The following is a 21,527-nucleotide window of genomic DNA, read 5'->3' as shown; positions in this document are numbered from 1 at the left end:
ACTACGTTATGAGAAATTCGTTATTTCGAACACGAATTCGATATATCGAATATTACAGAGTCCCATTGAACTCCGCAAGCCATCCATAGGTGCTGATTCAATTGAAATTTAGACCAAACGCCGAATAAAACAATGCAAACTCCTGTTTCGACCAATGCACCGCCCGAAGTTGGCGCGGCCCTGCAACGTTTACGTCTGGCCCGCGGCCTGACGCTGGAAGACCTGTCGCGCATCGCCGGCGTCTCCAAATCCATGCTGTCGCAAATAGAACGGGAAAAGGCCAATCCCACCATCGCCATCACGTGGCGACTGGCCAATGCACTGGGCGTGCAGATCGGCGAATTACTGGCCACGGCGGAAAAAGCCCCGGAAACCATACGCATACTGGAAGCGCACGAGACCCCCACGCTGCCCGGCCAGCATGCCGGCTATGTGTTACGGATACTGGGCCCGATGGAGCTGGCGGGCAAATATGAATGGTATGAACTGACGCTGGCCCCGGGCGGCGAACTGGCCTCGCAAGGCCACGACCCGGGCGCGCAGGAGCACGTGACCTTGCTGCACGGCACGGCCGAAGTGGAAGTGGGCGGCGATAAACGCAAGCTGAAAGTGGGCGCCACGGCGCGCTATCCCGGTGACTTGCAGCACATCATCCGCAATCTCGGCAAGACCGAGGCCAAGGCCCTGCTGGTGGTAATCCACCGCTAGAAATGCAAAAGGCTCCTTGCGGAGCCTTTTCAGTCTGCTGTTCGGGAATCAAGCTGCCTTACCAGCTCGATTCACGTTCCGGCGTCGAGCTGATGCGGTGGATGGCCAGATCGGCGCCCTGGAATTCATCTTCGGGATCCAGTCGCAAGCCCATCACTGCCTTGATGCCGCCATACACCATGGCGCCACCGGCCAGCGCGATCAGCACCCCCATAGCAGTCCCGGCCAGCTGGGCCGCAAACGTCACACCGCCCACACCGCCCAGCGATTTCAGGCCGAAAATGCCGGCCGCGATCCCGCCCCAGGCGCCGCATAGACCGTGCAGCGGCCACACGCCCAGCACATCGTCGATTTTCCATTTGTTCTGGGCCAGCGTGAACATCGATACGAACAGCGCACCGGCCACGCAGCCCGTGATCAGCGCACCGAGCGGGTGCATCAGGTCGGAACCGGCACACACGGCCACCAGACCGGCCAGCGGACCGTTATAGGCAAAGCCGGGGTCATTCTTGCCCATCACCAGTGCCACCAGCGTGCCGCCGACCATGGCCATCAGCGAGTTCACGGCGACCAGACCATTCATCTTGTCCAGCGCCTGTGCGCTCATCACATTAAAGCCGAACCAGCCCACCGTCAGGATCCAGGCGCCCAGCGCCAGGAAAGGGATAGACGATGGCGGGTGGGCAGCGATAGCGCCATTCTTCATGTAGCGGCCACGGCGGGCACCCAGCAGCAGCACGGCCGGCAGCGCAATCCAGCCGCCCACCGCATGCACCACCACGGAACCGGCGAAGTCATGGAACTCCGCGCCCAGCGCCGACACCAGCCATTCCTGCACGCCGAAACGGTGATTCCAGACTATGCCCTCGAAGAAGGGATAGACCAGCCCTACCAGCAGCGCCGTCGCCACGGTCTGCGGGTGGAAGCGGGCGCGCTCGGCGATACCGCCCGAAATAATCGCCGGTATCGCTGCTGCAAAAGTCAGCAGGAAGAAGAATTTGACGAGTTCATAGCCATTCTTTTCGGCCAGCACATCGGCCGAGGCGAAGAAATTGATGCCGTAAGCAATGCTGTAGCCGACGAAGAAATACGCGATAGTCGATACGGCAAAGTCCACCAGTATCTTGACCAGGGCATTGACCTGGTTCTTCTTGCGCACCGTGCCCAGCTCCAGAAACGCGAAACCGGCGTGCATGGCCAGAATCATGATGGCACCGAGCAGGATAAACAGTGCATCGGCGCCGCTTTTGAAATCACCCATCAGAACTCTCCCCAAAATAATGCAAAAATATTTGTATGTATTTTGTTGGAGCAATAATCGTACCAATTTGGTGCGAACGCTTAAGTGTTTGATTTCATGCTGTTTTGTTTTTGTGCATTGGTGCGCACTAAATGTGTGCGCACCGATTTAAGGCATCATTTTGGTGCAAAATCAGATGGGCGCACCGGGCGGTATCACCGGCAAGGTGCGTAGCTTGACGCTGCGGGGGTCGCGCAGATAGGCCAGGATCAGCTCGGCAGCCTGCTTGCGGCTGGCCGCCGTACTGCCCTGCCCCGGCTGCTGCTGCAGCCAGCCGGCCAGCTGGCGCAAGCCCACCTGCAATTGCGCGGCCACCTGCGCATGCAGCTTGCCGCCATCCAGCACATTCAGCAAGCTATCGAGCACTACCCAGTTAGCCGCCAGCTGTACCGCTTCGCCACCGGCCAGACTGGCCGGTACGCTGGTGCGCTGCCAGCTCTTGCGCAGCACCTGTTCCAGCAGCGTATCCACGCCGGGCTGACGCGCATCACGGGCCTGCTGCCAGGCCAGCCGGTTCAGGCGCTCGGCATCGAACAGGAAGCCGGCCGTCTGGGCTGCGCCGGCTTCGGCCATGGAGAGCGCATCGAACACTGACGCCATGCGGCTGGCGAAATATTCGCGTCCCCGTTCGTAACCCGTTGCGGGCGGCGTCAGCACATCCAGCACGCTGGCCGGCAGGGCCAGATATTCTGCCGTGAAGGTGTCGCTCAGACGGGCCAGCGCTTCTTTCTGCATGGGGGCCGGCGTAGGCCGGGTGCCGGCCGGGGCAATGCCGGCCCGGATATCGCCGGCGCTGGTGCTGGCGAAACTGGCGCCGCCCAGCAGGCGCGCCAGTGCTTCCCCCTGATAGCGCTGTAGCAGGTAGACCGGCACCAGCCGCGCTTCCAGTTCGCCAGCCTGCCTTGCAGCGGGCAGCACATCGTAGGAGAAGCTGGCCAGTGCGCGCTGGCGCACGGCGCCCAGCTGGTCCCAGGTACGCAGGCTGTCGGGACCGAAATCCCACAGCAGCCCATCCGGATGGCTGGCGCCGGGGCTGCGCGCATCCTGATCGCTGACATACTGCAGGCCGGCCTGATGGGCCGCCGCACGCAGGCCGGCCAGCGCCTGCTGCTCCTGCTCGCCGTGACCGAAATCGCCATAGATGTAGCGCACGATGTAGTCATCCCATGGCCCCACACCGACACCATAGGCCTGCTCCAGCGTGGGCTTGCCGCTGGCGTCCAGCCCCAGCAGCGGATGGGGATAGTCCATCACCGAGCCGTTGCCGAGACGGCTAGCGGCAAAATTATGGGCAAAGCCCAGCGTATGCCCCACCTCGTGCGCAGCCAGCTGGCGCAAGCGGGCCAGCGCCATCTGCTCGGCCAGTTGGGCTGCAGCGGCGGGCGCATGCTGGCCATACGGCGCCAGCAGGCTCTCCGCGATCAATATGTCCTGCCGCACCCGCTGCGAACCGAGCGTCACGGCACCGCGGATGATCTGGCCCGTACGCGGATCGGCCAGCGCATTGCCGTAAGACCAGCCACGGGTGGCGCGGTGTACCCAGTGGATCATGTTGTAGCGGATGTCCATCGCATCCACGCCTTCGGGCAGCACTTCGACCCGGAACGCATCCTTGTAGCCGGCCTTCTCGAAGGCGCTGGCCCACCACGACGCCCCTTGCACCAGCGCCGAACGCACCGGCTCCGGCGCGCCGCGGTCGACGTAGTAGACGATGGGCCGCTTCACCGTACTGACGGCGGCGGCGGGATCGGTTTTCTCCAGACGGTGGCGCACCTGCCAGTGCACGTCGATGCTGCTGGCCAGCGGGGTGGCGAAATCGACATAGCTGACATCGAAGCCGCCCGAGAACGGATGATAGGGGCGCGGCCGCCAGGCGCTATCGAGTGCCGGCAGGCGCACCATGCTGATGCGCTGGCGTAGCGCCACGCTGGCCGGATCGGCCGCGACCTGGCGCACGAATTCGCCGCTGGCCGGTCCGGCGAAAGTCAGCAGGGCTTCCAGTTCCAGATTGTCGGGGAAGGCCTTGGCCGTTGCGGCCAGCACGGCGCTGCGCCCCGCGTCGACCTGATAGCTGCCTTGTTTGGTGGCGGCCAGCCGCGCGCCCACGCCATGCCGGTCGGCCAGCAGGAAGCTGGAAAAGTCCACCAGATGCAGCTCGCCTTCCGTGGCCAGGATGTCGCCGGCCCACAGTACGGCAGCGGCGAACGATTCGCGTACGGCGGCCCGCTCGTCGGCATCGGCCGAATTGGCCACATAGCCCGTGTTATCGCGCAGCAGGAACAGGCGGTTGCCATGGCGTTCGAAATGCACCATCTGCACTTCGCCACCCTGCCCCCGGTCCAGCCCCACATCGTTGGAGCCCAGCGCATACGGCAGCGAACTGACCAGCAGGAACGGCTGTTCCAGCGCACTCACGCCCAGTAGCACACGGCCTTTGGCCGTATCGCGCCACAGATCGAACAGGCCGCTCTGGTGCGTCAGTCCTCTGGTCTGCTGCGCCAGCGCTGCCCCCGTTTCCGCTGCGGCAGACGTAGTGCCGGCGCCGGCTGCCGCCGCAGCGGCCAGCGATGGCCATGCCAGTGCAGGTGCGCTGCTGGCCAGCAGCGCCAGCAAAATCAACTGCCAACGCCCCCGTACTGGCGCGCGGCTCATGGCTGCCCCGCCACAGGCTTGCTGGTCAGGTCCATCTTCAGCGCGCGGCTGAGGAAGCCCCAGCGATCAGTGACTTCGTCGATCTGCTTGCTGGTCGGCTTGCCGGCACCGTGGCCGGCCTTGCTATCGATGCGGATCAGGATGGGCGCAGCGCCGCCCTGGGCCGCCTGGGCCGTGGCGGCGAACTTGAAGCTGTGCGCCGGCACCACGCGGTCATCGTGATCAGCCGTGGTGATCATGGTGGCCGGATAGCAGCCGCCCTGCTTCAGATTGTGCAGCGGCGAGTATTTCAGCAGGGCCTTGAATTCTTCCGGATTGTCGGACGAACCGTAGTCCGAAGTCCAGGCCCAGCCGATGGTGAATTTATGGAAGCGCAGCATATCCAGCACGCCCACCTGCGGGATCGCGGCCGCAAACAGTTCCGGACGCTGGGTCATGGTAGCGCCCACCAGCAGGCCGCCATTGCTGCCGCCGCCTATGGCCAGCTTGGCCGGCGAGGTGATCTTGTGCTCGATCAGCCATTCGGCAGCGCCGATGAAATCGTCGAACACGTTCTGCTTCTGCAGCTTGGTGCCGGCCGCATGCCAGGCTTCGCCGTATTCGCCGCCGCCACGCAGATTCGGCACCACATACACGCCGCCCATTTCCAGCCAGGCCAGATTGGCCACCGAGAAGGCAGGCGTCAGCGAGACATTGAAGCCGCCGTAGCCATACAGATAGGTGGGGTTGCTGCCGTCATGCTTGAGGCCTTTCTTGGCCACGATGAACATCGGCACACGGGTGCCATCACGGCTGGTATAGAACTCCTGGCGTACTTCGAAGGCTGAGGGATCGAAGTCCACCCGCGGCTGGCGGTACACGCTGCTCTTGTTGGTCTTCAGGTCGTGGCGGTAGATGGTGGTAGGGGTAGTGAAGCTGGTATAGGAATAAAAGGTTTCGCTATCACCGCGCTTGCCGCCAAAGCCACCCGCCGAGCCTATGCCGGGCAGTTCGATGTCGTGCAGCGGCTTGCCTTTCAGGTCGAACACTTTGACCAGGCTGTGGGCGTCGCTCAGATAGTCGATCACCAGCTGGTTGTTGACCAGCGATGCCGACACCATGGTATTGGCCGATTCCGGCACCAGCTGCTTCCAGCTGGCCACGCCCGGCTTGCGGATGTCGATGGCGACGACACGCCCGCGCGGCGCATCGCGCTCGGTGCGGAACAGGAACACCGGACCGTCATTGCCGATGAAGCTATAGGCCGCATCGAATTCTTCCAGCAGCGCCAGCACCGGTGCGCCCTTGCGCGTCAGATCCTTGTAGAACACCCGGTTCTTGTTCTCCGTACCTTGCGAGCCATTGATGATCAGGTAGTGCCCGTCTTCGCTGACTTCGGCGCTGAAGCCCCAGTCCTTGTGGTCGGGCCGTTCGTACACCAGCGTATCGGCGCTTTGCGGCGTGCCGATTTTATGGAAGTACAGCTTCTGGAAGTAGTTCACGGCAGCCAGCTTGGTGGCTTCGGTCGGTTCGTCGTAGCGGCTGTAGAAGAAGCCGGAAGCGTCGTGCAGCCAGGCCGTCTGGGAGAATTTCACCCACTTGATATGGTCGTCCGTGTCCGTGCCGCTATCGATATCGCGCACATGGATCTCGTTCCAGTCGGAGCCGGAAGCGGCCGTGCTATAGGCCAGATATCTGCCGTTCGGGCTGACCGCCAGACCGGCCAGCGCCACCGTACCATCGGCCGCCAGCGTATTCGGATCGAGCAGCAGGCGCGGCACATCGGCCAGCGACTTCATGGTGTACAGCACCGACTGGTTCTGCAGGCCGTCATTGCGACTATAGAAATAACGCCCGCCTTCCTTGAACGGCACGCTGAAACGCTCGTAGTTCCACAAAGTGGTCAGGCGCTGACGGATCGCGGCGCGCGCATCGATCTGCCCCAGATAGCTCTGGGTCAGCTGATTCTGCTGCTGCACCCAGGCCTGGGTCTCTGCGCTATTGGCGTCTTCCAGCCAGCGATAGGGATCGGCCACCGTGGTACCGTGATACACATCCTGCTGGGCCACGGTGCGCGTCACCGGATAGCTGAGCGCACCGGTTGCGGGCGTGCAGGTCTGGGCCATGGCGGCAAAGTGGGTGATGATCAGGCTGGCCAGCAGGGTGAGTCGTCGTTGCATACGGAGTCCAAGGTTGGAAGTTCGGGAACTCCGATCATAGCCTGAAGCGTAGCAAATATGAAACGATAGCCTTCTGGCCAGAACGATTTTTATTCGGCCGCGGCGCGCTGTTCCAGCAGCGGCGACTGCCACTGCGCCAGCCAGTCCTCCAACTGGGCGGCCGGGATGGGCCGGCTCATGAAATAGCCCTGACCCTGATCGCACTTCATGCCTTCCAGCAGACGCCACACGGTCTCCGTCTCTATGCCCTCGGCGACCACGCGCAGATGCATGGCGCGGGCCAGACTGATGGTGGACTGCACGATGCGCGCATCGCCCAGATCCGTTTCCATGTTCAGCACAAAGGATTTATCGATTTTCAGCTCGTTCACGGGCAGGCTTTTCAGATAGGCCAGCGAGGAATAGCCGGTGCCGAAATCGTCGATGGACAGCTCGAAACCCATCGCGCTCAGCAGCGCCAGCGTGTTCTGTGCACGCACCGGATCGTCCATGATGGCGCTCTCGGTAATCTCCAGACAGAAAGACTGGGGCGACTGGCCATGCCGCTGCAGCATGTCGCCGAATTTGACGGGCAGGTCCTGATCCATCAGGTCGCGGGTGGACAGGTTGACCGACATCTTCAGATGGTAGCCGGCCTGCTCTAGCTCCTGACACAGACGGGCCGAGCGTTCCATCACCCAGCGCGTCAGCACGCGGATAAAGCCGGTCTGTTCGGCAAAGGGAATGAAGGCGTCGGGGAAGACATTGCCGCGCTGCGGATGTTGCCAGCGCACCAGCGCCTCCATGCCCACCACCTGCCCTGTCTTCAGGGCGATCTTGGGCTGCACGAACAGGCGGAACTCGTCCCGCTCGATTGCATGGCGCAGCTCCGTCAGCAGCGACAGGCTCTGGGCACTGCCCTTATCCAGCGCGGCATCGTAGATCACCGCGCCATCGTTGCGCAGCTTGGCACTGTACATGGCCACTTCGGCCATGCCGAGCAGCGTTTCGCCATCCTGCGCGTGGGCCGGGTAGCCGGCAATGCCCAGACCGGCGCCGAGATCGACCGTCTGGTCTTCCAGCGACAGCGGGGTTTCCAGCGCGCGCAGAATGGCCGCTGCCAGCTGCCGGGCGGCCGCCAGATCGGCGGCCGGCAACAGCACGGCGAATTCGTCGCCGCCCATGCGCGCCAGCTGGGCCGCCTGATGCTGTCGCACCAGCAAGGTCTGCAGGCGCTGCGCCACCTGCTGCAGCAGCGCATCGCCGAAGCTGTGACCCATCACATCGTTGACGTGCTTGAAGCGGTCCAGATCCATCATCAGCACGAACACGGCTTGCTGCTGGTGCTGGGCCTGCTGCAGCGCCTGATTCAGCAACACCAGAAACTGGGCCCGGTTAGGCAGGCTGGTCAGCGTGTCCCAGTAAGCCAGATGGCGGATTTCCTCTTCGCGCCGGGCGATCCCCGCACGCATGGCGTCGAAAGCCCGGGCCAGCGCCCCGATCTCGTCATGCCGGCGGCTATGCACGGGCTGCTGGTAATCGCCCTGTTCGAGCCGGCGCGCCGTCAGCGCCAGTGCGCTGATGGGCTGGGTGATGCGCTTGGCCGTGAACACGATGGCCAGCGCAGAAATCACGATGCCGCCCAGCGTCAGGGCGATCAGCCAGCGCTCCAGCCGCACATACTCGGCCGTCGCTTCGTCGAAGGAGCGCGCCAGCAGCACTTGCGTGCTCTGCCTGCCGGCCTGCCCCACCGGCAGCAAACGCATGCCGTAGCGGCTCTCGCCCAGCGTCAGATCGAAGGGCTGGCCATCGGCGCCGGCCTGCGCCTGTAGCCGCGCCGGCAGCGATTGCGCCAGCTGCGGCGCCAGCGTGGTACCGACCGTCAGCCAGCTGCCGGCCGCATCGCGCGTCAGTATGGTGGTATCAAGTCCGCTGATCTCGCGCATATCGCGCGCCAGCTGCCAGTCGATAGGAAAAGTCATCACCACCCAGGCAATGGTAATGGGGGCTTTCACCGGCATCACCACGATCTGGTAGGGCCGGCGGTCGATGATGGCCATGCCGTTGGCGCCATCGGCGGCCTCGGCCTGATCGAGCATGCCCAGCACCTGCTGCTCGAGTGCAGCGGCCTGGGCAGGATTGGTGGAAGCGCTGACCTGGCGTTCGCCGTTGACCAGCATGGTCAGCGCCGCCTTGATGCGGGCGCCGCTATTGGCCAGCGCCGATTCGATGGTGGCGCGGTCGCTGTCGTCGTTGTTGCCGACCAGCGCCACGAAAGCCGTATCACGGGTCAGCAGGCGTGCACCGAAACGCAGGCTCTGGGCATTCTGCTCGAGCAGACGGCGGAATACCTTGCTGCCATTGGCCAGCTCGCTGCTGATCGACTGGCGCGCATTGTTGTCGATGCCGCGCTGGATCACGATCAGTCCCACCACCTGCACCGCCACCACCAGCACCAGAAACAGGGTGACGATACGGCTCTGCAGACTGCGGAAACGGAATGCCATGGGGGCTTTCTATTGCAGTGCGCTGTCGTCGGGCGCCAGCGTCTTCAGGGCTATCCTGAAATTCAGGGTGGCGCCGGTCTCGCCGGCCTTGAGACTGAGCGGCTGTTCAGCCGTAGCACCGCCGGCCGCGTTGTAATGCCAGGCCCGTACCGTATAGCGTGCGCCGGCCGGCAGCTCGATCTGGACCATGCCGTTACTGTCGCTCTTGGCGAAATACGGCGTATCGACCACTTTCACGTAGGCCACCATGCGGTCATGGATGTTACAGCCCAGAACCACGGTGCCGGCCCGGTCGAATACTTGCGGCGCCGCAGCCTGACCGGAATACAGCTTCTGGTCAAACTTGTGCGCAGGCGAGTAGGAATAGATATGGTGGCGCACCCGGTCGTTATTGGGGAACAGGATGGTGGTGCCGGTCTGGATCACGCTCACCAGCGGAATGAACTTCAGGCCCTTCTGCTCGATCTGGGCCGTGCCGGTCGCTCTGGCCAGCGTGGCCGGGCTATCCGGCTCGGCATACACCACCACGTCGGCCAGCGGCTTGCCCGCACCATCGAGCGTCTGCACCTGCAGGCCGGTAGCGGCGGCATGGAGCTGCCAGCCAAAAAATAGGCAAGATACTGTCCAACGGCAGACTTCACGACGCATGAGCAATCCGGCAAGGCAAGTTAAGAGACAGGAGAGCAGACCAGAAACAGTCCCGATTGTAGCGCCCCGATCAGCCAGATCGGAAAAGATTTTCATATCCGGACGGAAAAAGTTGCCGGTCGTCACGATAGTGACACAAATCCTCTCTACCATAAGCCCCTGTTACCACCTGCCCCCTACCTGATCGTGAATCTGCACCGTAGCGCCCGTGTCCACTACCTGCCCGCCCGTAACGAGGAGCAGGCCGATCAGCAGCGCGTGGAATTACTGGAAATTCTGGCACGTCGCCAGCTGAGTGCGCTGTTCCAGCCCATCGTCGACCTGCAAAGCGGCGCCATCATTGCCTATGAAGGCCTGATCCGTGGCCCGTCCGATAGCCCGCTGCATGCACCGCTGCAGCTGTTCAAGGTAGCGCGCGCCTGCGGCCTGAGCGTAGAAGTCGAGCATCTGTGCCGCCGCGTGGTGCTGGAGCGCTATGCCGAACTGCAACTGCCGGGCAAGCTCTTCCTCAACGTCAGCCCGGACATGCTGCTGCAGCGCGATGCGCGCCATGGCGAAACCCTGGGTACCCTGCAGCAGCTGGGCATAGCACCGGAACAGGTCATCATCGAACTGACGGAAAACCAGCCCACCTATGACTACGCCGCCATGCGCGAAGCCGTGCGCCACTACCGTGCCATGGGTTTCCAGATCGCCATCGACGATCTGGGCGAAGGCTTTGCCAGCCTGCGCCTGTGGTCGGAACTGCGGCCCGAATTCGTCAAGATCGATATGCATTTCATCCAGGGCATCCATCAGGATCCGGTCAAGCTGCAGTTTGTCCGTTCGATTCAGGGTATCGCGGAAAAATCGGCCACCCGCGTGATCGCCGAAGGCATAGAAACCTGCGACGAGCTGGCCGCGCTGGGCGAAGTGGGTGTGGCTTTCGGTCAGGGCTATCATCTGGGCCGGCCCCATGCCCTGCCGCTGCGCAGCATCCCGCTCGAAGTAAGGCGCCAGCTGGACCGCGCCCACAGCGCCGATTACCGCGCCCGCAGCAGCTCAGGCGTGCTGTACCACTGGCAGCACGACGGTGCCAGCACGGCGCTGGCCGGTGTGCCTACTCATCCGTATAGCCCGGGCTGACGCCGTGCTACTGCGCTGCGGCGGCAGCGCTGCGCACCACCGGCAGCAGCGCTGCTACGCCGCTCGGACCGGCCCTGCCCTGCCAGATGCTGGCGTGCCTGCGCCTGCCCCTGCTGGGCAGCACAGCGGTACCACAGCCGCGCCATGGCCGCGCTGGGTGCGCCACCGAGCCCCTGTTCGTACATCACGGCCAGATTGTACTGGGCCTGTGCCAGCCCCTGTTCCGCCGCCTGCTGATATAGCGCACGCGCCTGCACCGCATCGCGTGCCACGCCGCGCCCGCCCGCATACATGCAGGCCAGATTGTATTGGGCCAGCATATGCCCGTCCGTGGCCGCACAGCGATACCAGACACAGGCCTGGGCTTCATCCTGCGCTACGCCGCAGCCTTGGGCCAGCAGCACGCCCAGATTGAACTGGGCCTCGCTGTCGTCCTGCACTGCGGCGCGGCGCAGCCAGGCGTAGGCACGCGCGGCATCGGCCGCCACGCCCGTGCCTTCCGCATAAGCCAGCCCCAGCATGCGCTGCGCCATGGCCAGCTGCTGGGCCGCCGCCTGACGCCACCATGCCACGGCCTGCGCGGCGTCGGCCACCACGGCACGGCCCTGCTGGTACATCACGCCCAGATGCAGCTGGGCCCGGGCATCGTTGCGCATGGCCGCCTTGCGCAACCAGGCCAGCGCCAGCAGCTCGTCCACCGCTACGCCTTCGCCATACAGATAGGCGGCACCCAGCAAACCCTGGGCACGCGCGCTGCCCTGTTCGGCAGCACGAAAAAACCACGCCAGTGCCACTTCGGCATTGGCCAGCACGCCACGGCCGTTACGGTACATCATGCCCAGATTCTGCTGGGCCGCCACCTCGCCCTGCAGCGCAGCGGCGCGGAACCAGCGCACCGCCTGCTCGTCGCTGGCTTCCACGCCTTCGCCCGTGTACAGCATGACACCCAGATGATTCTGGGCAAACGCCAGCCCCTGACGGGCAGCACGCTCCATCCAGTAATACGCACTAGGGGGGTCAGGCGCCAGCAGATCGCTGGCGCGGTGCAGCAGGGCCAGATTGAACTGGGCATAAGGATCACCCTGCTCGGCTGCCGCGCGGAACCACGCATAACTGCCGCTGTGATAACGGGCCGGCTGGGGAGTCTTCATGGCATACCCTGATCAAGTGCCGCAAAATCTTGACTAAAGTATAAAAGCGCTCCACCGGTCCCGTTTGATGATGCTCAATCCCGCCCTAACCACGGGCGCACCATTTCAGTGCCGCAGCGGCTGGCTGTGCACACCGGCACGGGGGCCGGCCGCATAAGCCAGCATGGCCAGCAGGGTCAGGCACCAGACGATCAGGGCGCCCGATGGCAGATCGTACAGGGTAGACAGCACCAGCCCGCTGGCATAGCCGGCCGCACCGATGGCATAGGCCAGCCACAGGCGCAGCGCCGGCCGGTAATGGCGCACGGCCAGCGCCGGCACGATCAGGCTGGTGAACACCAGATAGACACCGACCAGCTGCACGGACGCTGTCACGGCCAGCGCGAACACCAGATAGAAACCCAGCCGGCTGAGCCGCTCACCCATGCGGTACAGCAGTGCGCAGATCAGCAGCGTACCGGCACCCGGCAACAGCAGCTGGTCATAGCGCACCCACAGTATCTGGCCGGCCAGCAAGTCCTGCAAATGCTCGCCGCCATGCGGGTTGTGCGCGACCAGCAGCAGGCCGGCCGTGGCGGCAAGTATGAACATCACGCCGATCTGGGCTTCCTGCACATCGGGCCAGCGCTTCTCCGTCCACGTCAGCAGCACGGCGCCCAGCACGGCCGCCGTGGCCGCCGCCGCCTGCACCGTCCAGCTGTGCGGATCGAGCTCGGCCACACCGGCGATGATGACGCCGAGCGCAGCGATCTGGGCGATCGCCAGATCGATGAACACTATGCCCCGCCGCAGCACCTGCGCGCCCAGCGGTACATGGGTCAGCAACACCAGCAAGCCGGCCAGCAAGGCCGGCACGATGATCATCAGATCGAGCGCATCCGTATTCATTTATTCGCATCCAGCAAGCGTTGTACCGTACTATCGAACAGGCCGAACAGGTCTTTGCTGCGCTCGTCACCCCCCACCGAGAACGGCAGCACCACGGCCGGAATGCGCGCATGCTCGCTCAGCCATTGCGAGGCACGACCGTCCTGATAGCCGGCCCGCAGCACCATGCGCGCCGGTGCACGCTGCAGCTGGGCCAGCAAGCCGGACAGGTGGGCCGCACTAGGCTCCACCCCGGGTTTGGGTTCCAGTGTGCCCACCTGATGCATGCCCAGCCAGTTCATCAGGTATTCCATATTTTTGTGGTGTTCGACCACGGCCACACCTTTCAGGCCGGCCGCCTGCTTTTCCCACTTCTGCATGGCCGCTTCCCAGCGCTGGGCGAAATCCTTCTGCCGTGCCTGATAGTAAGCCGCGTTGGCGGGATCGAGTTCCGCCAGGCGTCTGGTCAGCGCCACACTGACCAGTGCGATATTGTGCGGATTCTGCTGGATGTGAGGATTGCCGGCCGCATGCACGTCGCCCTCGCTGCGGTCTACCCGCGCTGGCACATCGAGGCGTGGCACTAGTGCGCCCGCTTCAAAGTAGCCGGGCTGGCCCGGCGCGATCCGGCTATTGCCCGACTGCTGCACCAGCACGGGCAGCCAGCCCGTTTCCAGCTCCAGCCCCGTGCACACCAGCAGCTGCGCATTGCGCGTGCGGGCGATCAGGCTGGGGCGTGCTTCCACTCGATGGGGGTCCTGCAGGGCCGTGGTGGCGCTGCTGACCTTTACTTTATCGCCGCCCAGTTCCTGCGTCAGCGCTTCCCATTCCGGTTCGCAGGCCAGCACATTCAGTGCCGCATGGGCCGGTGCCATGATGGCCAGGCACAGCAGCACCAGCCATGGTTGTTTAGTCATCCCTTGCATGTTCGCTCCTTAGAAAGCGTGGGCAGCGTGGGTGCCCAGACTCATGATGTATTGAAGGAAAATCTGGTTGTCGCTGACGCCAGCACGGCTCTGCTCACGTGCCAGTTGCAGGCGCAGACGGGAGAACTCCGAAGGGCTGTAGTCGAGCATGATGCTGCTGCGGCGCGGACGGTAGGCTTCCAGCACCGGCAGATTGTTCCAGCCCAGTGCGCCGCTCTCGATCAGGCCGTAACGCACATTGCCGCTATCGAGTTTGTCGTAGCGCAGGCCCGCACGCCAGTTCGGCATGAACTGGTAGACGCTTTGCAGATACCAGCCCGACTGCACGCTGCGGTAGGCAGCGCTGGCGCTATCGGCGCTGGCACTGGCGTAATCGAGCACGCCGTCTTCCGTGCGGCGGAAATATTCGCCCTGCAGCTTGAAATTGGTGCTGACGGCATTGCCGCCGGGCGCCCATTTGTAGATGGCATCGGCCACCCACAGACGCGAACGGCCGCTGAAGGCGTGCTCCAGGCCGGCATCGCTGAACTGGCGCTGCTGCGCCGCCGTGCGCAGATAGGACAGGCCGGCACGGTAGCTAGCCGAGCTGCCCAGATCGTCGCCCAGATGGGCAAACGCCGCATAGGCGCCGGCGCCGTTGCGGTTGCGGTCATTGCCAGGGAAGGCGGCGCCGCTGCCCGCTTCAAAGCCTATCTCCAGATACTGGTCTAGTGGTGCCAGCCAGGTGCCTTGCACCCCATCCGTCCTGTACTGGCCGCCGAGGAAGGCCTGATAGGCCAGCGGCGCATCGACGAAGTCCCAGGTATGGGCATGCTGGCCATTCAGATAGCCTATGCCCGACAGCATGCGGCCCGCTTTCAGATTCAGGCCGTTTTCCAGCGCGCGCGTACGCACGAACGCTTCTTCCACGCTGGCTTCGTTTTCGCCGCTGAGGGCAAAGGTCAGCTGGCCGGCAAAGTGCGGATCGATATTCGCCGCCAGCGTCAGTTCCGATTCGCCGAGATTAAAGCTACGCTTGCCCGGGCCCACTTCGCCGCCGCTGGGCATAAAGCCTTGCAGCAGATATTGCTGGGGATCCTGACGCAAATTCTGCCAGCTTCCGCCCAGTATCATGGAGATATTCGGGTTATACAGATTGGCGGGCGTGCCGGCCGGAGACGCTGTCGCCAGCGCTGGTGCTGCGCTGGCGGCCGAAGGCGCCGCATCATAGCCAGCGACGGCCGCGCTGGCCGGAGCAGAAACTGTCGCACTGCTTGCGCTGCCCGCAGCGGCAGGCGCAGGCAAGGTAGCCAGTTGCGCCGCGCTAGCGGGCTGCGCAGCAGCCTCGGCTTGCTGCAGGCGGCTCTCCAGTGCCTGCAGACGGCTTTCATAAGCCTGTTTGATGGCACTGATTTCGGCGCGCAATGCGGCCAGCTGGGCTTCAGTATCGGCCTGCGCGCTCGCGGTGTGCGGTTTTTTCGGGGTGGAGGCATGCGCATAGGGCGCCGCCAGGGCGGCGCTCAAGGCGACCGCCAGCATGCTGGAGTGTTTCATATTTTGTCCTGTGTGGGTCGATAGAACACGCCCTGCCCCAACTAAGCGGGCAGGCGGCGTGAGACGGCATCAGCAGAACGAAACGGGCGGTGCGCGCGAGTGATAGGCCGCCAGCGGCCTGGCCGGCAGTACGGCCAGCGGCGCAGCAGCGCCCACCACGGCTATACCATCGAGCAGAGGGAAGGAATGGAAATGGCTATCGACGGCAGCCGTGAACTGGGCTACTGCCAGACACTGGGCGCAACTGTGGTCCAGCCCCAGTTTGATGATGCCGTTCAGATGCGGATCGTCATCGGCCGTGTAGTCAGCCTGCGCCTGATCGGCACTCAGTGCCAGATTTGCCGCCAGCTCCGCACTGGCCGCCGTATGGGTCAGCGCGTGCGCGTACCCCATCTGCTGGGAGAACACCAGCAGTAGCGATAACAGCATACGGAAAAGTAGGCGGCGCACGTACACAAAAAGGCAATATTAATGACTAGGACACGCGTATTGTAATGCTAGTCGGGAAATTTAGCGCAGTTTTTGTCCATTCTGGCTGGACAGGAATTGCGGCACCTTGGCAGCAGCCAGCTTGTTCACCGCTACCAGCAGCTCGGGCGCCACGTCGGGCCAGCCATACTGGCGCGACAGATCTTCGCCTATGCGCAGCAGCACGGCAGCGGCCACTTCAGCGTCGGCCTCGGCCCGGTGGGCGGCACTGGCAAAGCGGATGCCGAGCTGGCGCGACAGATCGCCCAGCCGGTAGCTAGCCATGCCGGGATAGACGCGGCGCGCCAGCTTGAGCGAACACAGCAGCGATGGATAGGCAGGCGTCAGCCCCAGCTGGGCCGCTTCGGCCTGCAGGAATTTGTCGTCGAAAGCAGCGTTGTGCGCAGCCAGCGTATCGTTGCCGATGAACTCCAGCAGACGCGGCATCACCTGCCCGACGGGCGGCGCGCCATCCACCATGGCCTGGGTAATCCCGGTCAGGCCGGTAATAAAGGCGGGAATGCGCACGCCGCAATTGACCAGCGAAACAAAGCGTTCGACCACCAGCCCGTCACGCAGGCGCAGCGCTGCCACTTCCGTGATGCGGTCGCCACTGGCCGGCGACAGCCCCGTGGTTTCAAAGTCCAGCATGACCAGCGATTGAGCCAGCATAGGGTTTCCTAACCGAATTTACGCGCTGCATCGAGCGCCAGACCGGCGCCTATGCTGCCAAACAGATCGCCTTCGACGCGGCGCGCCGTGGGCACCAGTGCCGCAATGCGTTCGCGCAGCAGGCGTACGCCGCTGGAACCACCCGTGAAGAACACCGTATCGACCGCGCTCGGCGCCACGCCTGCATCGCGCAGCAAGGTCTGTACGGTGTTCTCTACCGAGCTGACCAGCTGCTCCGAAGCGGCATCGAACTGGGCGCGGGTGATTTCCAGCGCCACCGGCGGGGCCAGCCGGTCCAGCTCCAGCACGGCCTGCTGCGCATCGGACAGGGTGATCTTGCCCTGCTCGACCTGCAGCGCCAGCCAGTGACCGGCACGGTCGTCGATCAGATTCTGCAGCCGTTGCAGCTTGTCCTGCTCGGCAGCATCGCGCAGCAGATCGGCCAGCTGCAGCGAGGCCTTTTTCGTGTAGGCCTGATTGATCGTATGCCAGGTAGCCAGATTGAAGTAATAGCTCGATGGCACTTCGCTATTGTTGCGCAGCCGGCTGCCGTAGCCCAGCAGCGGCATCACGCTGGCCAGCGACAGGTATTTATCGAAATCCGTGCCGCCTATATGCACGCCGCCATTGGCCAGAATATCGTCGCGCCGCTCCACCCTGGCAGCGCGCTGCGGCGACAGCCGCAGCAGCGAAAAGTCGGAAGTACCGCCGCCGATATCGGCAATCAGCACCAGCTCTTCGCGGCTGATCTGCGACTCGTAATCGAAGGCGGCGGCTATCGGTTCGAACTGGAAGGCCACGTCCTTGTAACCGACCGAGCGGGCGATTTGCTCCAGGGTATCCTGCGCCAGCTGGTCGTGCACGGGATTATCATCGATGAAGTGCACAGGACGGCCGAATACGGCCGAACTGAATTCGCGTCCGGCAGCCTGTTCGGCACGGTGCTTGAGTTCGCCGATGAACTGGGCCAGCAGGGTACGGAAAGGCAAGGCGCGGCCCGCCACTTCCGTCTGGCCTTCCATCAGGCTGGTGCCCAGCAGACTCTTCATGGAACGCATCAGCCGGCCTTCGTAGCCGGCCAGATAATCGGCCAGCGCGGCGCGGCCATAGCGCACCACTTCGTCATCGGCATTGAAAAACACCACCGAAGGCAGAGTGACCTTGCCATCTTCCAGTCCCAGCATTACTGGCTGGCCCGGCTGCACCCAGCCTACCGTCGAATTGGAGGTGCCAAAATCGACACCGCATGCAATGGCCATGACCACCCTTGAACAGAATAAAGGGGCGTAATGTTAGCAGAAATAGCAGCTGCACTCGCAAAAATCTGGGTTGCGGGGCGAAATTCGTCGCGCTGCCACAGGGCCAACTCTATTTCTCAATGGAAAGCGAATATTGTTGCTCTTCAGTAATTTATTGGTTATGCTGACCAGTATTGCCGATCAAGAGCAAACACAACAGCACGAGACAATGAGCCCACCCAAGCGCACCATCGAAGCCAGCGCCGCCAGCCAGATCGCCGAACTGGCCGCGCAGTCGCGCCGCGTCACCTCCTACGACGTGGCACTGGTGGCGGGCGTCTCGCAGTCGGCCGTATCGCGCTGTTTCAAGCCCGGTGCCAGCGTCTCCAAGACCACGTTTGCCCGCGTCATGAAGGCGGCTGCCCTGCTCGACTATGTGCCCAATGCCGCCGCACGCAGCCTGATTACGCGCCGTACCAATATGGTGGCAGTACTGATCACCAACCGTGCCAACCTCTACTATCCGGAGCTGCTGACCGAACTGAGCAAGCAGCTCACGCCGCACGGCAAGCGCGTGCTGCTGTTCCCGCTCGCCAGCGAATCCGAAGCCGCCCGTGTACTGGGCGACCTGTGGCAATTCCAGGTCGACGGGGTGATAGCCGCCGCCCACCTGCCGGCCACGGCAGTGGCCGAATTCAAACGCCACCGCGTGCCGCTGGTGGTATTCAACCGCCTGCTGGAAGACCACAGCGTGCATACGGTCAGCTGCGACCACCGCGCCGCCGGGCGCATGCTGGCGGCCAGGCTGGCCGCCGCAGGCCATCGCCAGTTCGGCATTATTTCCGGCAGCAAGGATTCGGTGGTCGCCATTGCGCGCCAGCAGGGCGTGGCCGAACAGCTGGCCGAGCTGGGCCTGCCGGCGCCGCTGGTAGTGACGGGCGAATTCGACTATCACAGCGGGGCGACGGGCCTGAAAACCCTGATCGCCCGCCACGGCGGCATTCCCGACGCCATCATCTGCGCCAACGATGTGATGGCTATCGGCTGCCTCGACTGCGCCCGCCATGAGCTGGGCATCTCCGTGCCGGGCCAGCTGTCGGTGGCCGGACTGGATGCGGTCGAACCATCGAACTGGCTCAGCTACAATCTGACCACCTTGCACCAGCCCATGGCGCAGATGGCGGCCGCCGCCGCGCAGCAGATATGCCGGCTGATCGAACGGCCCGAGTTGGCCGCCGACCGCCAGCTGTTCGACGCCCAGTTCATCGAGGGTGCCACGGCCCGCCTGCAAGCACCCGCCACAGCGCCAGGCGCGCCTTTCAGCTTGCCCCAGCCGCTCGCTATAATGTAGCGGATGAACGCTGCCCAACCTCCCCGCACTGCCCGCTTTATACCCCGTGGCCTGACGCCGACCGCCGAACAGCTGGCCATCCAGCTGGCCCAGCACAAGACGGTGCTAATCGACGCCAATGCCGGTGCCGCCAAGACCACCACGCTGGCCTTGCGCATAGGCGAGGCGCTGGCGCGCAATCTGCCGCCCGAACAGATACTGGCCCTGACCTTCACGGTGGAAGCGCGCGATGTGCTGGCTGCCCGGCTGGCCCAGCTGGGCGTGGCGCCCGCACTGGTGCAACGCCTGCACATCCTGAGCTTCGAAGACTTTGCCCGCTGGCAGCTCGATGCCAGCGATGGCGATGGCGTGCGCAACTACGACGATGCGCGCCTGCTCAAGCAGTATGCGCTGCAAGCCATGGACCGGGTGGGCCAGCGCTATGCGGGCAAACTGGAACAGCTGGACTTGCAGACCCATAGCGTGGCGCTGGCCCGTTTTCTCGAAGTGCAGTGCCAGCTCAAGGCCGGCATGGCGCTGCAGCGCGATGTCGAGTTCATGGATCTGGACGAGATCGCCACGCTGCTGGACGTGCCGCTGACCGATTATCTGACCACACTCGAATATGAAGCCCTGCGCCTCGATGGCGGTGCTGGCGCCCAGTTCCGTGGTCCGCTCGATGCCAGCTATGATCTGGCCTGCAATCTGGATGGCGGCGCCCGGCTGGCAGAGCAGTTGCCCGATTACCGGCTGGTGCTGTGCGACGAATTGCACGACCTGAACGAAGCAGCCTTCCGCATCCTCGACGCGTTAATCAGCCGCAGTACCTGCTTCTTCGTCGGTGCCGGCGACCGCGATCAGGTGATCTATGCACGTCTGGGCGCACACGACAGCTATCTGCGCGAGCGCTTCGCCGCACGTTTCCCCAAGCTGCAGCGGCTGCCGCTGACCTACAGCTTCCGCCACGGCCCCCATCTGGCCCACGCCATGGCCCGCTTCAAGCAGAAGCCGGTGGAATCGGCGCTGGACCTGCATACGGAAATCCGTCAGGCCCACTACCGCGACGGTGACGAGTGCGCGCAGAAAGTCATCGCCGCCCTCAGGCAATGGCAGGCAGACGGCTACGGCGCCGACCAGTGCGCCATCCTGCTGCGCGAGCGGCACCAGTCGATCGCGCTGGAAAATGCCCTGATCGATGCCGCCATCCCCTACCGTACGCCAGCCATGGCCGGCTATCTGCAGCGCGATGAAATCCTGTTCCTGCGCGGCCTGCTGGCCATAGGCCTCAACGATTTTGCTGCCATCCGCACGCCCGCCCTGCGCATGGCCGTGGTCGACGCCCTCGTGGCCTTCAGCGAAATGGGCTTCGGCCCGGGCCAGCTCGACCACTTCAAGGCCCAGATCAGCAAAGAGCCTACACTGCTGGGCGAGCTCTACCTGATCGAAGCGCCCCGGCGCGATGGCGTAGCGCCCGACTACCGCAGCGTGGCCGCCAGCGCCACCCGCCGTGCCGTCATCGATGCGCTGGCCTGGCTGGGCCAGCAGGACCGCCAGCAGCCAGCCAGCAGCGTGCTGCAGCAACTGTGCGAGCGGGTGCAACTGGTGAATACGGCCAAACGCATCTTCGTGCGCCCCTATGCGGCCGAAGTGGTGCAGCGCTCGGTGGCCGCCCTGCTGCATATGGCCGAGCGTTCCGGTCTGGGCTTGCAGGATTTCTGGCTGGCGCTGAATCAGCGCGAAGCGGCCAGCCTGTCGCGCCGCGGCACTAAAAGCGTGCTGATCGAGTGCGCCGCCCAGGCCAAGGGCAAGGAATTCGGCCATGTCATCCTGCCCTATCTGCAGGCGGACGAATTCCCCCATCCGCGCCAGCCCCGCGCCGATGAAGAAAACCTGTTCTATGTGGCAGCCACCCGTACGCGCCAGCGCCTGACCCTGCTTTCGCCCGCCGATCCGGCCCTGCGCAGCAGTTTTATATCAAAAATGCAATTGACCGAGTCGGCCGCCAGTGCCGATGCGGCGTTGCAGCGCCAGCAGCACCATGCGCCATCGGCCAGCGCAGCCGCCGGCCGGATTTACCTGAACGCCAGCTTCCACGAGAAGGATCAGGTCAAGGCGCTAGGGGCCCAGTTCGACATGGCCAGACGGGCCTGGTACGTCGAAACGGGCCGTGATCTGGGCCCTTTTGCCCCTTGGTTAAAAAAATAATGCACAAAATCATGCACCGCGCCAATTTTTCTGAGGGAAACCCTTATATAATGGCGGAT

General features: G+C 63.9%; 15 protein-coding genes and 1 pseudogene. 4 read left to right on the top strand and 12 right to left on the bottom strand.

Annotated elements, in window-relative coordinates; all coding sequences use genetic code 11:
* Positions 1 to 132: 132 nt before the first annotated feature.
* Positions 133 to 708: a helix-turn-helix domain-containing protein gene (locus GTP23_RS11585; RefSeq protein ID WP_155435911.1), complete on the top strand. Its 576-nt coding sequence runs from the start codon at positions 133 to 135 to the stop codon at positions 706 to 708.
* Between the two features lie 58 nt (positions 709 to 766).
* Here the strand turns inward: GTP23_RS11585 and GTP23_RS11580 are convergent, their stop codons facing one another.
* The 5 genes from GTP23_RS11580 to GTP23_RS11560 form a co-directional block, all read right to left on the bottom strand.
* Positions 767 to 1,969 carry an ammonium transporter gene (locus GTP23_RS11580; protein WP_161035261.1) on the bottom strand — a complete coding sequence of 401 codons (1,203 nt, stop codon included), beginning with the start codon at positions 1,967 to 1,969 and terminating at the stop codon, positions 767 to 769.
* A gap of 171 nt (positions 1,970 to 2,140) precedes the next feature.
* Positions 2,141 to 4,660, bottom strand: a complete 2,520-nt coding sequence (locus GTP23_RS11575; protein ID WP_161035260.1) for a zinc-dependent metalloprotease — start codon at positions 4,658 to 4,660, stop codon at positions 2,141 to 2,143.
* The gene (locus tag GTP23_RS11570; RefSeq protein WP_202412141.1) at positions 4,657 to 6,819 is read right to left on the bottom strand and encodes a prolyl oligopeptidase family serine peptidase; all 2,163 of its coding nucleotides are present in this window, start codon (positions 6,817 to 6,819) and stop codon (positions 4,657 to 4,659) included. The genes GTP23_RS11575 and GTP23_RS11570 overlap by 4 nt, the downstream gene beginning before the upstream one ends.
* Before the next feature lie 89 nt (positions 6,820 to 6,908).
* The gene (locus GTP23_RS11565) at positions 6,909 to 9,305 is read right to left on the bottom strand and encodes a putative bifunctional diguanylate cyclase/phosphodiesterase (protein WP_161035259.1); all 2,397 of its coding nucleotides are present in this window, start codon (positions 9,303 to 9,305) and stop codon (positions 6,909 to 6,911) included.
* Between the two features lie 9 nt (positions 9,306 to 9,314).
* Positions 9,315 to 9,872, bottom strand: coding sequence for a methylamine utilization protein (locus GTP23_RS11560; RefSeq protein ID WP_371866897.1), 558 nt, complete (start codon positions 9,870 to 9,872; stop codon positions 9,315 to 9,317).
* A gap of 300 nt (positions 9,873 to 10,172) precedes the next feature.
* Between GTP23_RS11560 and GTP23_RS11555 the strand changes: the two are divergent.
* Positions 10,173 to 10,961, top strand: a pseudogene (locus GTP23_RS11555) (EAL domain-containing protein); the annotation flags it as partial.
* A gap of 95 nt (positions 10,962 to 11,056) precedes the next feature.
* Here GTP23_RS11555 and GTP23_RS11550 read toward each other — a convergent pair.
* The 7 genes from GTP23_RS11550 to GTP23_RS11520 all read right to left on the bottom strand — a co-directional run bounded on the left by GTP23_RS11550 (position 11,057) and on the right by GTP23_RS11520 (position 17,954).
* A complete protein-coding gene (locus tag GTP23_RS11550) occupies positions 11,057 to 12,229 on the bottom strand; it encodes a tetratricopeptide repeat protein (RefSeq protein ID WP_161035257.1) in 1,173 nt (390 codons plus the stop codon).
* Between the two features lie 105 nt (positions 12,230 to 12,334).
* On the bottom strand, positions 12,335 to 13,117 hold the full coding sequence (locus GTP23_RS11545; RefSeq protein WP_161035256.1) for a metal ABC transporter permease: 783 nt from the start codon (positions 13,115 to 13,117) through the stop codon (positions 12,335 to 12,337).
* Positions 13,114 to 14,013 carry a metal ABC transporter substrate-binding protein gene (locus tag GTP23_RS11540; protein WP_229256052.1) on the bottom strand — a complete coding sequence of 300 codons (900 nt, stop codon included), beginning with the start codon at positions 14,011 to 14,013 and terminating at the stop codon, positions 13,114 to 13,116. Before GTP23_RS11540 ends, GTP23_RS11545 begins: the two co-directional genes overlap by 4 nt.
* Before the next feature lie 18 nt (positions 14,014 to 14,031).
* The gene (locus tag GTP23_RS11535) at positions 14,032 to 15,555 is read right to left on the bottom strand and encodes a putative porin (RefSeq protein ID WP_161035254.1); all 1,524 of its coding nucleotides are present in this window, start codon (positions 15,553 to 15,555) and stop codon (positions 14,032 to 14,034) included.
* A gap of 69 nt (positions 15,556 to 15,624) precedes the next feature.
* Complete coding sequence (locus GTP23_RS11530; protein WP_161035253.1) at positions 15,625 to 15,984, bottom strand: hypothetical protein; 360 nt, start codon at positions 15,982 to 15,984, stop codon at positions 15,625 to 15,627.
* An 81-nt stretch (positions 15,985 to 16,065) separates the two neighbouring features.
* Positions 16,066 to 16,695 carry a 3'-5' exonuclease gene (locus GTP23_RS11525; RefSeq protein ID WP_161035252.1) on the bottom strand — a complete coding sequence of 210 codons (630 nt, stop codon included), beginning with the start codon at positions 16,693 to 16,695 and terminating at the stop codon, positions 16,066 to 16,068.
* An 8-nt stretch (positions 16,696 to 16,703) separates the two neighbouring features.
* Positions 16,704 to 17,954 carry an Hsp70 family protein gene (locus GTP23_RS11520; RefSeq protein WP_161035251.1) on the bottom strand — a complete coding sequence of 417 codons (1,251 nt, stop codon included), beginning with the start codon at positions 17,952 to 17,954 and terminating at the stop codon, positions 16,704 to 16,706.
* A gap of 208 nt (positions 17,955 to 18,162) precedes the next feature.
* Between GTP23_RS11520 and GTP23_RS11515 the strand changes: the two genes are divergently transcribed.
* Together GTP23_RS11515 and GTP23_RS11510 are read left to right on the top strand one after the other, a co-directional pair.
* Positions 18,163 to 19,284: a LacI family DNA-binding transcriptional regulator gene (locus GTP23_RS11515; protein ID WP_161035250.1), complete on the top strand. Its 1,122-nt coding sequence runs from the start codon at positions 18,163 to 18,165 to the stop codon at positions 19,282 to 19,284.
* 3 nt (positions 19,285 to 19,287) lie between these two features.
* A complete protein-coding gene (locus GTP23_RS11510) occupies positions 19,288 to 21,468 on the top strand; it encodes an ATP-dependent helicase (RefSeq protein WP_161035249.1) in 2,181 nt (726 codons plus the stop codon).
* The last annotated feature ends 59 nt before the right edge of the window (positions 21,469 to 21,527 follow it).

This window comes from Duganella fentianensis (assembly GCF_009857835.1).
Lineage (GTDB): Bacteria > Pseudomonadota > Gammaproteobacteria > Burkholderiales > Burkholderiaceae_D > Rugamonas > Rugamonas fentianensis.
Note: the sequence above shows the minus strand (reverse complement) of the source record. Positions and strands in the feature narration are given on the sequence as shown.